Source organism: Marinifilum flexuosum (genome assembly GCF_003610555.1).
In the GTDB taxonomy this organism is placed as follows: domain Bacteria; phylum Bacteroidota; class Bacteroidia; order Bacteroidales; family Marinifilaceae; genus Marinifilum; species Marinifilum flexuosum.
In genome coordinates this window covers 2109712-2124506 of the sequence record NZ_RAPQ01000008.1, presented here as the reverse complement: position 1 = coordinate 2124506, position 14795 = coordinate 2109712, and the positions used below count along the sequence as shown (strand labels likewise).

Sequence of the window (14795 nt, the reverse complement as noted above, 5' to 3'; positions counted from 1 at the left end):
GTTCATTACCGAACAACTTTATACTGCACCTGAAGAGCTATATTTTTATTAATTGGCTTATAACTTGTCACTTCTAGCCTTCGGCTTGGTATTTGATACATCAGTTTATTGATGAATGTGATTTTCAATCCCTTATCGTACTTTAAGACAAACCTAAAGACTAATATCAAATAAGAATAATCAAATGAAAAAGACGAATCTATTATTTACCATTTGCGCACTACTGTTTTCTGCGCTACTAAATCCTGCACACTCTCAAGAAGCTCCAAATCAGGAATGGAATCAATTTAGAGGTGCACAAAGAAGTGGCTCTACCGACAATGTTGAACTTACAAGTTTTACAGACAAGGAGCCAAAACTGGTTTGGAAGAAAAAACTAGGTGATGGTTTCTCCGAACTAACCATTTCAGGAGGCAATATCTACACCATGATTAGCGAAAGAAAGGATAGCATTACTGGAGATGAGTTTATTGCGGCATTCGATGAAAAAACTGGCGATGAAGTATGGAGAACTAAAGTAGACAACATGTTCTTCGATACTTTTGGCGATGGACCTAGATCTACTCCTGCAATTGGAGAAAAGAATGTTTACAGTTTAAGCAGTTACGGGAAATTAAGTGCCAATTCAAAGAAAGATGGCAAAACTCTTTGGCAAGTAGATTTCATGAAAGAATATGGAAGTAAAATTCCACGTTGGGGATTTAGCTCATCACCAGTACTTGTAGGAAATAATGTTATTGTTGAAGTAGGTGGTACCGATTCAAGAGCATTTATGGCATTCGACAAAAAAACAGGTAAAGAAGTATGGAAAAAAGGAGAAGGCATAGCAACTTACAACTCACCTGTACATGGTAAAATTAACGATAAGGAATGCATTATTTTTGCCAACGGCCGAAAAGTGTACTCTCTTACTACTGCAGGCGATACACTTTGGACATACAACTCTCCTATTAGCAATCCTACAGGAATGCCAATTGTTTTTGATGGCAATAAGATATTTATTTCTGCTGTTAGAAATCCTGGTTTTATCGTTCTTGAAGTAAACAACAATAAAGCAAAGGAAATATCACGCGGTACCAGTATGAAAAACGACTACAGCTCATCCATTTATCACGATGGCTATGTATATGGTTTCCATGTAGCAGCCCTTCAATGCATCTCGGTTAAAACTGGTGAAAAAAAATGGACCAAGAGAGGTTATGGCAAAGGCAGTTTAATACGTATTGGCGATCAGCTTTTGGTACTTTCCGATAAAGGAAAACTAATACAGGTAAAAGCTACTCCTGAGGCATACATCGAGTTGGGTAACATACAAGCTATTGATGGAAAATCGTGGACAGCACCTTCTTTTACTAATGGAAAAATCTATTTAAGAAATCTAACTGAAATGGCTTGTTACGAATTGAAATAATTCGGAAGTTGAGTCTATCAAATAAAAAAAAACAATCAATAAAAACATACCCACATGAAACTGAAAAAACTACAAGCATTCTTCCTCTTTGCTTTGTTTTTAACGCCAGGCATTCTTGTAGCTCAAACTGCTGAAGAAATCATAGCCAAGCACATTGAAGCTCACGGAGGAGCAGAAAAATGGGAAAAGGTAGAAGCCCTAAAAATAAAAGGTCGTTTTACCGCTTTTAGTCTTGAAAAAGACTTTACAAGCTACAAAACAAAATGCGGAGCCTATTATTCTGATTTGTATTTAGGCGAGCAACATGTTTTCGAAGGATTTAATGGGAATTGCGGTTGGACCATTGATCCTTGGCAAGAGATTGAATATGCCAGAAATATCAATTCAAGCGAAACCAATGTTTTCAAACAAAAGGCTGAATTCTTTACTCCTTTTTTAAACTACAAAAAGAAAGATCATAAGGTTGAATACATAGGAAAAGAAAATGTTGATGGAGAGGAAATGTTTGTGCTAAAACTTACACGTGAGGATGGCAAATCGGAAAAATGGTACCTAAACACCAAAACTTACTTGGAGTACAAGTGTGAAGCACCTTGGGTTGATTTTGCACAGCCTGTGCCAGCCGAAATGTATTTCGATGATTTTAGAGAAGTGGATGGCATCACTATCCCTTTCTTTATTGAACGCACTTTTTGGCAACGCGACAGAATTACTCAAATCGAAAGTGTAGAGATTAATCCTAAGATCGATAAATCATTATTTACAATGCCTAAACGTAAGGAGATCTCGAAATTGGCTTTCATGGAAGGTGACTGGGATGTAAAACTTGAGTTTATGGGACGTCGTGGTACCTATCGAGAAAGAGGAACCACTGAATCTTGCATCAAATTTGCTTCTACCAACTTGCTACAAGAGAAGATTAGCTACGAAAATGGCTTCCCAAACAACCTAAGCATTAACTTTACTTACGATGCTGGAACCAAGAAATACAGAATTGCTGCATTCAACGATTTCACATCAACATTCGACATGTTTCAGGGTGAATTAAAAGACAATGTATTGGTAATGGAAGATACACAGGTAAGCTACTCCGATAAACCAAATGCGACAAGAATGTGTCGCCAATTTACCTATATAAAAATTGACAGTAACCAATTTACAGTAGAAAACAAAGTATCAACCGACGAAGGAAAAACCTGGAAACCACAGGCCAGGTTAACCTATACAAGAAAAGTTGAAGATACTTTAAGCAAGAAATAACTACGGATGAACCTTTGTGAAATCCTCATTCTCTTCGGAGTTTGAGGATTTTTTCACAAAAGAAAAACCCCGAGTTACCAAGTCGGGGTTAAAATTCAACACCCAATCAACCATGAAAAAAGTGTTGAATCGAGCTTTATCCTATAAACTATTCATTTTTTTGTTCGTCAGTAACCACTTCTTCAGCAGCATCTTCCTTTTTACCATTAGCCGTAACCGGGAATTTAAACCACTTCAACATCTCATCGTTACCTTCGTAAATATATTTTGCAGCTTTTACATATTTCGCCAAGCTTTCGTACAAAACATTTAAAGTTTCTATACGCTGTTCTGTTGCTCTGCCACGCTCAACCATACATTTGGTCTGAGCATCCATCAAGGCCTTTAAATTATTCTTTCTTTCATCAATTTTGGTAAACATATCTTCTGTCCAGGCCGTTTTCATCAGGTCCTCTTTATGCAAATTTACCATGAATTGAAAATCAGAATAGAACATATACATGTTTTTGGCAGATTTACGCGCATCCTCGTAATCATTAAAGCCAAACTGATTCCAAAGGTTCTTATCATTCGGAAATACCAATTCAATATCAAACTTGCAACGCTGATAAAGCTTAGCACACTCATCTACCTCCTTATTAATGTTATCAGTAGATTTTGCCTGAATATCAATATGAACCTTATCGGAAGGAATACTACTTGCAGCATTATACTGATCTTTTACTTGCTGTAAAATTTCCGGCTTAAAGTAAGTCGAGAAGGATTCGAATTTTGAATGTTCTGGTTCAAGTATACTTATAGTTTGACTTGAAAAACTGATAAAAACCGCATCGAAGCAGTTGTAAAGCCTTGTAGCACTAGCCATGTTATAATTATATTTAAGTAAGTTTGAATTTCCATATGAAATTAATCACTCCTATTATTATGTGCAAATAATTCTTTAATTATTTTTTAACACCTACCATTTTTCTATCATCTTTTCAACACTCTTTCTTTCTGATTTTCTTATACATTGTGGAATTCACCCTGTAAACACAAGCATTTCAAATGCGGTTAAATAAAATTAAACCCCCATTATTATAATTATAAATCAAAACTTGAAGCAACATATATTTTAATCAACAAGTTAAATTTTACTAAAAATTCAAAATGATTTACATTATATATTTCATGATTTATCTAGCAAATACAATACTTTTATCGATTTACTAACTTTTTGCCTCATGATATTAACAACTAATTTTCTCCTCAATACCAATTACCACTACAATACAAGAATCAATTCTACAATTAATTAGCTCGTATTTTAAATTATTACCCTTTTCCGCCTTTGAGTTAATATTTTGGATTGTCGTATTATTATCTTCCGTTGCTCGGTTGTTCTTCAGCCTCCACATATTATTACCTTCCGCCTATGTGTTGCGATTGCTTGATAACGTATTACCTTATTCCAACAGAGTGTTATAATTCTATGGTGCATGATTACGACCTTCCGCTACTCGGTTGAAGTTTTCCGCCACTTGGTTGCGATCTTCCGCTGCTCGGTTGAGGTTTTCCGTCGGTCGGTTGCAATCTTCCGATGCTCGGTTGAGATTTTCCGTCGGTCGGTTGAAATATTCCGCCGCTCGGTTGAGATTTTCCGTTGGGGCTACTTAGTTTTTATTTTGATAACAATTATAATTCTGACATTATAATTCATCAATAAGCAACAACTATCTATAACCAGTCTAGTCAAATCTTCAACTTACCATCAACAAGAATATTATTATCCAAGAATACAAATAAACATAGCACACTAAAGTACTTTTTAGTCCTTCCGATTCTCTAATAGATATCATTTATAATCAACTAAAGTGAATCTTACAACAAACTATCAGGCCATTACTATAAAATTTCAAACCGATTTAATAAATTCCATATCTGACACTTACATAAGCAAACAATATTTGACAACTAAATTTTACGTTGAATATCATAATAGATTAAAATTTATTATATAGCTTTAGCATTAATCAAAAACCCAACCCAAATGTTTAGAAACTACCTTAAAACCGCCATTAAAAACCTGCGCAATAACCTTACATTTACATTAATCAATACTGTTGGTCTTTCAATAGCTTTAGCAGCCTCTTTTATTATCGTTCTCTTTGTGATTAACCAGCTAAGTTTTAATCAAACACACAAAAACAAAAGCTCAGTTTATAGGGTGATCAATCATTACATTAACTTTAATATCAATAGCGATCAAACCCCATATATCCTAGCCGAAACAATTAAAGAAGTGATTCCCCAAGTTTCGAAAACCAGTAACATTCGACAGGTAAGATCATTTCAAATTCAAATACAGGATGAAAACATAAACATGAAAAGGGTTGTTGGTTGTCAGTCTGATATTTTTGACATTTTTACTATTCCCCTCATACATGGTCATAATGATGGTGAATTACTTAAAGACAAACAATCTATTTGCATTTCGGAATCGACGGCTAAGAAAATTTTCGGCACCAATAATGTAATGGGAAAAGAAATACTTGCTTCTGTTGACAAAGTAGAACATACCTTTACAGTAAAAGCTGTTTTTAAAGATCTACCTAAAAACTCCACTTTTCGTCCCAATTGTTTAATTAACGGCTTACACAACATTCCTCGTTTTAACAAACACTTCAACACTAAAAGCATTGAAACAAATTGGGAATACAACCTATGCAACACATGGGTTAAACTAACAGACAGCAGACAAGTGGCAGAGGTTGAAAAACAACTAAAGAGTTTTGAAAGCAAGTATCTTAACAACAACAAGGAATTTTCGTATTCACTTCAAAACCTTTCGGATGTATACCTCAATTCACAACACATTCAATCCAATGATTTAAAAGGCAACTGGAACTCAATTAAAATATTTATTGCCATAGCTATTGCAATTATCCTTGTGGCTCTTATTAATTACGTAATTCTTTCAACCGCTGTATCCTCGAACCGATCGACAGAAATCGGGATTAGAAAAACATTTGGCGCAGCTAACAAACAAGTAAGCCTGCAGTTTTTAACCGAATCGCTTATTTTATCGGTAATGGTATTACCCATATCCATACTTTTAATGATTCTTGCCAGACCATATGCCGAAAGTTTATTCGAAACCAGCCTTCCAATAATATCAGGCAATGTTATTTATTACCTATTGGCCTACCTTTTCTTAAGCATTTTTATTGGTTTCCTTGCCGGATTATATACATCATTGGGATTATCAAGATTAAAGGTTGTAGACATACTGAAAGTAAAAATCGTACAAGGCAAAAAGAAAAATTTCGTACGCTCATCATTAATTATCATGCAGTTAATAATCTTTTGTTTTTTTGTTGCTTGTGCTTTTGTAATTAATGCTCAATATCAGCTTGCCATAAGTAAGCATCCTGGCTTTCACAACAAGAATATTTTATTGGCAAATGTTCGGAGTGGAAAACTACTTAAGCCTTTCTTAAATGAAGTTCGACAACATTCCAGCGTAATAAAAGCTGGTGGAGCTGCTCGAGGCTTACCTACCTACAGCAGTGCCACAATGATGTTTCCACACCAGCAAAACAAGGAAGAAAAAGTAAAAGTAGAGGGCTTTTTTGTAGACTATGGATTTCTGGAAACCATGGGAGTGGAATTGGTAGAGGGGCGTTACTTTACTAACAACAGTGCCAACGATTCTAAAACAGCTTGTATTTTAAACGAAACGGCAGTTAAGGCATTTGGAATAGAAAATGCAGTAGGCAACAAACTGGAATCATATAACATCATTGGTGTAGTAAAAGATTTTTACTTACACTCTTTCCATAGCGAAGTCCCTCCATTAATGATTGTAATAACAGAAAACTATCTTTCTCAAATTGCAATACAGTATCATGAAGAATCAAAAGAAGATCTTCTCTCCCATCTACACACTTCTTGGAACAAACTGTCTCCTGACACCAAACTGGAAGTAAGTTCAGTGGAAGATTTGATTAAACAGATGTATGCAGGTGAGAAAAATAAATTTACCATCGTAAGTATTTTCGCATTTTTTACCATGATAATTGCTTCATTTGGTTTATTTGGGCTTACACTATTTATTGCCCGAAGCAGAACCAAAGAGATTGGCATAAGAAAGGTTTTAGGTTGTTCAGAAATGGATATCATCTATTCTTTTGTTAAGACCAATATCATTTACGTGGCAATTGCCTGCATCCTCTCTATCCCAATTACGAATTATGCAATGAACATCTGGTTAAAAGATTATGCCCTAAAAACAGATATCGAATGGAGCTTTTACACCTTTACATTTCTTATTGCAAGTATTGTCGTAATTGTAACAGTGCTAACACATTCGTACCGAGCATCAAAACTAGATCCTGTAAAATCGTTAAGATATGAATAAGCACATTTTATATTGAAAACCAAACATACTTCATAAACACTAAAATCATGAACATTATCTACATCATACTAATTGGCATACTTCATATTTTCGCCTTGATAGATGCCATTAAAAATGCAAGTGAGAGAAATGGAGCCTTCAGGTTATTATTGGCCTTCTTTCCGCCTCTTTTGGGTCCAATCATTTATTATCTGACCAAAAAGAAGAGCAAAAGAGAATTCATGAAAGGCAAAAGAAGATATTCCTAATAGCATTTACCAAACGATGAAAGAAGAACATACCATTGCATTCTATAATCTCGAGAACTTTTTCGATACCCAAGATGATCCGAAAAAGAACGACAATGACTATTTGCCTAATGGCAGCAATCATTGGACAGAGAATCGCTATGTAAGCAAGCTGGAACACATTACAGCAGCCATTGCATCTATTCAAGACAACAAATTGCCAATTGCCATTGGTGTTGCCGAAATTGAGAATGCTACAGTTTTAAAAGATCTGATTTATCAACCAGTATTCAAAGGTGAATATGGCTATGTACATTTCGACAGTCCCGACAGAAGAGGGATTGATGTTGCCCTACTCTACCACCAAAAAGTAGTAGAAATTTTAGCTTCTGAAAAAATACCAGTAAGATTGAATGGCAATTCTCATTTTGCCACAAGAGATATTTTGTATGTAAAAACGAAAATAGAAAATGATATCATTCATTTTTTTGTGAATCATTGGCCGTCAAGAGGTGAAGGCATCCTGGCATCGAACCCAAAACGCATTGCAGCTGCCAATTGCTTGCACCAAAAGGCAAAAGCCATTCTTAGCGAGGATGTGGATGCTAAAATAGTTATTATGGGTGATTTTAACGATTTGCCAATAAGCAAATCCATCAGCAAACACCTACATGCTAAATCACATAAGAACATTGGCACATACGAGTTTTATAATCTGGCAACTATCCCCTACAATAAGAAGCTGGGCAGTTTGTTTGCCAAAAAACATTGGCTGATGTTCGATCAAATCATTATCAGTAAAGGAATGCTAAACGGAGAAGGAATTAAAATAACCAGCCCTCGCCTTACCATTCATGGCGATAAAAACTTGCTGTATTTCGACCATCAAGCAGGAATTTACAAACCTAACAGAACCTATTCGTATCACACCTATCATGGTGGCACATCCGATCATTTGCCTGTATATGTAGCGCTGGATAAAAACTAAAAAAGGCTGCCAATCGACAATTGGCAGCCCTTTATTATATCTTGGTAAATTGAATTACTTCACAGCAATGGTTTCAATCTCAACCAAAGCACCTAGAGGAAGATCCTTAACCGCGAATGCTGCACGTGCAGGACAATCTTCTTTGTAATATTCGCCATAAACTTCGTTCATTACAGCAAAGTTTGAAATATCGCTCAACAAACAAGTTGATTTAACTACATCCTTAAAGCTATAACCTGCTTCTTCCAAAATGTAACCAATGTTTTTCATTACTTGCTCAGTTTGTTCTTTAACACCACCTTCAACAAATTTACCGGTAGCAACATCAACAGGAAGCTGACCTGATATGTACAAAGTTCCGTTTGCTTCTACTGCCTGGCTGTATGGTCCGATTGCTTTAGGCGCTTTTTCTGAATTAATACACTTTTTCATTTCAGTTAATAATTAGTATTTGTTAAAAATTCATTTATTTTGCGGTCGCTAAGTTAAAAGAAAAAAGCATTAATGAGAATAGCTATTATAGATAATTACGATTCATTCACTTATAATTTATTTCACATTGTTGAGCAATACTGCGACAACTGCATTGTCATGAGAAACAATCATGTTGATTGGGATGAACTAGACACATGCGATCGTATTATCTTTTCTCCTGGCCCCGGATTACCATCGGAAGTGAAAGTAATGGGAGAAATTCTGAATAAATATGCCGGGCAAAAAGCTATTCTGGGAGTTTGTTTGGGAATGCAATACATTGCCGAATACTACGGTGCCCGCATTTACAATTTACCTGAAATTATTCATGGCATACCTAAAGTAACTCTCGTTACAAAACCTTCTGAAATTCTTTTTAAAAACCTTCCAGACACATTTAACTCAGGCAGGTATCACTCCTGGGCTGTTTCGCGAGAACAATTTCCAAATTGCCTTAGCATTACCTCTACCGATGAAAATGAAGTCATCATGTCGATACGACACAAAGAATTAGATTTATGTGGCGTGCAGTTTCACCCGGAATCTATAATGACAGAAAGAGGAAATTTGATACTGAAAAACTGGATTCTTGCATAAAAAAAAGAGCCGCACTATTGCGACTCCTACTTTATACTTTATACTTTATACTTTATACTTTCTAAAACTGAACATCCTGCCAAGCTTGTTTCTTCTCGTATTTCAAATCTTGTAAGATCGATGAATCCACATTGATTATGAAATTGTAGGATTGATATGTACCAAAAGGAATGGCATTGAAGGACATTTTCCAGCAGTGCAAATCTCTTGTAATCGTAAATTGAGTTGCAGTAACCTCATTCTCATCAAAATCATATCCCGAAGAAAAGCTAACCTTCCACTTTGGAGTTAAGCTAAACTGCCCATTTATACCCAAATTCTGAGAAATGTTTTTCCTGTTGGTTGGTTTAGAGTAAGTCCATCCATAATCAATCGAAAACGACCATGGTATATCAAAGTCTACATAACGAGGATCACGCCATTTCTCAGGTTGATCATCATCAGAATCTCCACTATCTCCATTCGTATTTGGATTCAAATCCTTCGACGAAAGACTAAAACCAACATCAATAGAAGCTTGCGTTAAACGCGGGCCAAATTCGTCAATTCTACTTGTTCCGTTGACATTCAGCTTATAAGGATCTACTGTACCATTAAATTTTAAGTCTAATTTTTTATTAAAAATCTTGGTTCTACCTGACATTCTAATATTTGACCAATTTAAGGAGTCGGCAAACATATTATATGAAGTCGAAAATTTCAAACTCTCCAGAATTTTCACCTTCTTCATATCCTCAAGACCTGTGGTATCATTGGCCGTTCTAATTTTCGCCTCAATATTATTATCCAAACTCAAATTAATTGATCCTGATTCCTGGGCACCTGTTGGAGTACTATATATTCCTCCTTCAAAAATAGAATACTCAACATCTTTTTCTTTATTTGGATCGTAATAAGTCCTATAATATTTACTTCTTGGAACTCCAATTTCCGGCGTATAACTTACACTAACAGAAGGTGTCATTACGTGACGAATGGCTGCCACTTTTGATGTTTCCTTAAAAGTATACATACCATAAATCTTAGGACTTAAGGAAAGAGAAGCTCCTGTAGAATAGTTATGAGCATACCTGAATCCCTGTATGGTATCAATACGCACATCACCATCTCCTCCATCAGCATCCGGATCCCATGATTTTCTAATAGATCTGGTATATAATACACCTCTATAATTTAAGGTAGGAGATAGTGTTAAATCTTTCGCCAATTTAAAATTGGTGGTAATTGGAATGCTATGTTCATAACCATTAACCCAATCTTTTTGCAATGAAGAACTCATCAAGTCACTTTCTTTCATTCCACTTTTAGTTCTATTCTCCAGTTTGGATGAATAACTAATCCCTACCTTATCGTACCAACGTAAATTTGAACTCTTACCCTTCTTTCTAAATGGGTAAACCTGAGTCATATTCAAAGACATACTTGGCAAGGTAAGCGCAATGGTTGTATCACGGCTATTTTGCGAATGACGCAAACTGGCGTTCAAACTAAACGGACTATCAGCCCACTTTTTACTATATGTTATACTTGATTGTTTTTGGTTATTGGTAATCTCTCTAATCGAAGTTGAGTTATTTCTATCATTATTGCTTGTGGAAACATTAACCGAAGCAGAAAATGTTCTGTATGGATTTGCTTTCGCATCTTGCGAGTGATTCCAACGAATTGCAAAATCAGTGGTCTCATAATAATCAGGAAGACCTTTATCTCCATACTTATTAAAGTGATACTCTGTTTGCAAAGTTCCGCTATATCGATATCTGTTTTTATATTTCGACTGTACATAGGTTCCCCAAGAACCGTTAGAAAAAATATCACCTGTCACCGATAAATCCAGATAATCATTTATTGCCCAATAGTATCCTCCTCCACGAAGATTAAACCCTCTTCGTTGTTCCTCACCATAGCTAGGTATAATAATACCAGAAGTATAAGTAGAACTGAAAGGAAACAGAGCAAAAGGTAATCCAATAGGAAGAGGTACATCCTCTAAAACCAAATGCAAAGGCCCTGAAACAATCTTATCATCCTTAATCATTTTTGCCTTTGTCATCTTCACATAAAAATGAGGATGTTCATGATCACAAGTGGTATATTTACCATTTCTCAAATAAAACACCTTATCATCAATCTTCTTTGTGATTTGACTATGCACAAATCCACCTTCTTGTTCTGTAATTACTTCATTAACCAGGCCCTTACCTGTATCAAAATTATATTTTAACTCTTTACAGGTAAACTCTTCTGATCCGTCTTTAAATTCAGGTGTAAAAACATAATTGCCTGTCGAATCCTGAATACCATAAGCGTAAGCCTGTTTCTTTTCAAGATCAAGCTCAATATAATAGGCCTTTAACTCCGTTTGTCCATATTTTACAAAAGCATTTTTAGTAAGAAAAACTTGCTGTCCTGTTAGCGAAAAAATAATAGTATCATCGCAATTATACTGAACAACTGTTTCGAAAATTGGCTTTTTCTCTTGAGTTGAATCAACCGCCAAACTATCCTGAACAAGTTCTATGGTATCCCTTCGTAACCTAACATCCTCTTTTAAAATCTTTTCAAGCGCATAAGAACTAAAGTTGGCATGTAACTTGTCGTTAGAATTTTTGTAATTAAAATTCTCAACAGCGAATATGTTCAGTGGTATTATCGTTCCAATGAAAAGAATAAAAACCTTTTGTAGTAATTTCAATTGCAATTTATATCTGTTATTTTTGTGAAAAGTTCTGATTTAGTTTCGTACTGCTAGTTAAACTACAGTTCGTGCTTAAGTCGCCAAAAATACAAATAAAAGTACTATAATCCCTAATCGAAACGAACTTGAAAACATTTTTTAAGTTCTTTTATGAAATTTGTCTAATGAACATTAACTCTCGTAAAATTATAAAGCGATTATTTACAAGAACATCCCTTGCATTAATTCTATTGCTAACATCATTTAGTTTTGGTAATAGATTGTATGCCCAAGACCAATCTTACCATATTAAAACAGTAGTGATTGATGCAGGACATGGTGGAAAAGACCCTGGAGCACTGGGAAAAACATCTCGTGAAAAAGATATTGTTTTAAATATCTCGTTAAAACTTGGTGGATATATAAAGAAATATTTTCCGAATGTGAATGTAGTATATACCAGAAAGACGGATGTATTTATTCCTTTAAATAAAAGATCGGAGATTGCAAACAAGCACAAAGCAGATCTGTTTATTTCCATTCATGCCAATGCAAATAACAATTCCAGGATTAGGGGAACAGAAACCTACACGCTAGGATTGCACAAAACAAAAGAGAACCTTGAAGTAGCGATGAAAGAGAACGCTGTTATGCAATACGAAGACGATTGGTCTACCAAATATGAAGGTTTCGATCCAAACAATCCGGCATCATACATTATTTTTAATTTGATGCAAGGTGTAAATCGTGATAAAAGTATTAGCATGGCCGAACTAACCGAACATCAATTTAAAAACAGAGTGGGTCGTCACTCCAGAGGTGTTAGAGAAGCTGGTTTTTGGGTACTAAAGCAAGTAAGCATGCCTTCTATTTTGGTTGAAGTAGGCTTCATATCAAATCCAACAGAAGAAAAGTTCCTAAAAACTAAAAAAGGACAAGATTATTTAGCCAGTGCTATTTTCAGAGCGTTTAGAGCTTACAAAGATAAAGTAGAACAAACCAGCGTAGTTCTACATAAGCAAAAGGAAAATGAGAAAAAAATTGAAAATGAAATTAATCAATTGGTAATCGCTGCGGAACAAGTTGAGTATTGTATTCAATTAAAATCATCCATTAAACAAATTCCTTTAAACTCTAGAGCTTTTAAAAATTTAAAAAACATAAGAGAACGAAAAATAAATGGAACTTATAAATACACCATAGGTTCAACATCGAATTATTCAGAAATAGTAAACTTACAAAAGACTGTACGCAAAAAAATAAAAGACTGTTTTGTAGTAGCTTTCTTCAAGGGTAAACGAATTTCTCTTTCAAAAGCGAAGGAACTTCAAAAAACATGATTAGTTTTACATTAAACAAACCGTTTTTTCCTACGTACAATATCTATTATATAATACAGCTTGTATGAAAATTTCAAAAGATTCAATAATTGGCTTAGTTGTTATAGGTGCCATTGCAATTTTAATTTGGGGCATCAATTTCTTAAAAGGATTTAACATGCTATCATCTGAACAAAGTTTTTGTGCCAAATACGAAAGAGTTGATGGACTAAAAAAATCAAGCCCTGTTACTTTAAGAGGATATAAAATCGGACAGATTAAATCTATTCAATTTAGTTCGAAGGCAGATAACCTAATTGTTGAATTTTCTATTTCAGACGAATTTCAATTGCCTAAAGATACCGAAGCACGAATTGTAAGCTCGGACATCATGGGAACAAAAGAGATACAATTACACCCTGGCAATTCAAAATTAACTTTAAGCACTGGTGATACTCTATTGGGAAGTATGGAAGGTGACTTAAAAGAACAAGTAAGTATGCAAATGCTTCCTTTAAAAAGAAAAGCAGAAAACCTAATGTCTAGTGTAGACTCTGTTCTCTCAGTTATACAATACATATTTAATAAAGATACTCGTGAGAACCTTACACGAAGCTTTAGTAGTATAGAGCAAACTTTTCAGAAACTTGAAAACACATCTGGAACTTTAGATACTATAGTTACAGGACAGAAAACTCATATGGAAAATATCATATCAAATGTTGATTCCATAACAACAAATTTAAAAGAGAACAATAAGAACATCTCAAATATCCTAACCAACTTCTCATCAATTAGTGATTCGTTAAAAGCAGTAGAAATTGCAGAAACCATTAACAACGCGAAGCTAACTCTAAAACAATCCAACGAAATATTAGAGAAAATCAATTCTGGTCAAGGATCGATGGGAATGTTGATTAACAATGACACCTTATACATGAATTTGGAGGCTGCTTCGAATAGCTTGACCAATTTGTTAATCGACTTAAAAAACAACCCTAAAAAGTACATGCACTTCTCCTTATTCGATACAGGGAAAACAGTATATATGAATTCTAATAAAACCAAAAAGAAGTTAGACAAGGAGAAACAAACCCATTATAGAGTTCAAATTCTTTCATCCAAATCCCAAGTTGATCTTAATGACCCAATTTTTAAGGGCCACAAAAAAATTGAAGAAGTATATTATAATGGACTGTATAAATACACATTAGAAGACACTCAGAACTATAAAGAAATTATTAGAAAACTTAAAAGAATTAAAGCAGATTTCCCGGATGCCTTTATTATTAAAATAACACCCGAGGATTAGCTATTCACTTAACCATTCCCATTATGGTTAAGCTAGAAGCTATTAACCCATTGATTTTGTTGGTGTAATAAGGATCTGTTAAATTCTTTTTAACAGCCATCGTCTTATGTTTTATTATTGTTTAATTCTAA

General features: G+C 34.7%; 11 protein-coding genes. 8 read left to right on the top strand and 3 right to left on the bottom strand.

The window, feature by feature from the left end; genetic code table 11:
* Positions 1–184: 184 nt before the first annotated feature.
* The gene (locus BXY64_RS08640) at positions 185–1411 is read left to right on the top strand and encodes an outer membrane protein assembly factor BamB family protein (RefSeq protein ID WP_120239477.1); all 1227 of its coding nucleotides are present in this window, start codon (positions 185–187) and stop codon (positions 1409–1411) included.
* Between the two features lie 54 nt (positions 1412–1465).
* Entirely contained in the window at positions 1466–2671 is a 1206-nt protein-coding gene (locus tag BXY64_RS08635) for a LolA-like protein (RefSeq protein ID WP_120239476.1), read from the top strand.
* A 148-nt stretch (positions 2672–2819) separates the two neighbouring features.
* Here the strand turns inward: BXY64_RS08635 and BXY64_RS08630 are convergent, their stop codons facing one another.
* On the bottom strand, positions 2820–3536 hold the full coding sequence (locus BXY64_RS08630; RefSeq protein WP_120239475.1) for a hypothetical protein: 717 nt from the start codon (positions 3534–3536) through the stop codon (positions 2820–2822).
* 1164 nt (positions 3537–4700) lie between these two features.
* Here BXY64_RS08630 and BXY64_RS08625 point away from each other — a divergent pair.
* The 3 genes from BXY64_RS08625 to BXY64_RS08615 are packed head-to-tail and all read left to right on the top strand — an operon-like array spanning position 4701 to position 8285.
* Complete coding sequence (locus BXY64_RS08625) at positions 4701–7070, top strand: ABC transporter permease (RefSeq protein WP_120239474.1); 2370 nt, start codon at positions 4701–4703, stop codon at positions 7068–7070.
* 47 nt (positions 7071–7117) lie between these two features.
* Entirely contained in the window at positions 7118–7318 is a 201-nt protein-coding gene (locus BXY64_RS08620; RefSeq protein ID WP_120239473.1) for a hypothetical protein, read from the top strand.
* A gap of 16 nt (positions 7319–7334) precedes the next feature.
* Positions 7335–8285, top strand: coding sequence for an endonuclease/exonuclease/phosphatase family protein (locus BXY64_RS08615; protein WP_120239472.1), 951 nt, complete (start codon positions 7335–7337; stop codon positions 8283–8285).
* A 54-nt stretch (positions 8286–8339) separates the two neighbouring features.
* On the opposite strand, the gene BXY64_RS08610 is transcribed toward BXY64_RS08615, so the two are convergent.
* On the bottom strand, positions 8340–8717 hold the full coding sequence (locus tag BXY64_RS08610) for a RidA family protein (protein ID WP_054719985.1): 378 nt from the start codon (positions 8715–8717) through the stop codon (positions 8340–8342).
* A gap of 72 nt (positions 8718–8789) precedes the next feature.
* Between BXY64_RS08610 and BXY64_RS08605 the strand changes: the two genes are divergently transcribed.
* Positions 8790–9356, top strand: a complete 567-nt coding sequence (locus BXY64_RS08605; protein WP_120239471.1) for an anthranilate synthase component II — start codon at positions 8790–8792, stop codon at positions 9354–9356.
* A gap of 61 nt (positions 9357–9417) precedes the next feature.
* On the opposite strand, the gene BXY64_RS08600 is transcribed toward BXY64_RS08605, so the two are convergent.
* Positions 9418–12051 (bottom strand): putative LPS assembly protein LptD, encoded by a 2634-nt coding sequence (locus BXY64_RS08600; protein WP_147375953.1) that lies wholly within the window; start codon positions 12049–12051, stop codon positions 9418–9420.
* A gap of 167 nt (positions 12052–12218) precedes the next feature.
* On the opposite strand from BXY64_RS08600, the gene BXY64_RS08595 reads away from it, so the two are divergent.
* Both BXY64_RS08595 and BXY64_RS08590 read left to right on the top strand, forming a co-directional pair.
* Positions 12219–13373, top strand: coding sequence for an N-acetylmuramoyl-L-alanine amidase family protein (locus BXY64_RS08595; protein WP_120239469.1), 1155 nt, complete (start codon positions 12219–12221; stop codon positions 13371–13373).
* A gap of 64 nt (positions 13374–13437) precedes the next feature.
* Positions 13438–14664, top strand: coding sequence for an MlaD family protein (locus tag BXY64_RS08590; protein ID WP_120239468.1), 1227 nt, complete (start codon positions 13438–13440; stop codon positions 14662–14664).
* Positions 14665–14795 lie beyond the last annotated feature (131 nt).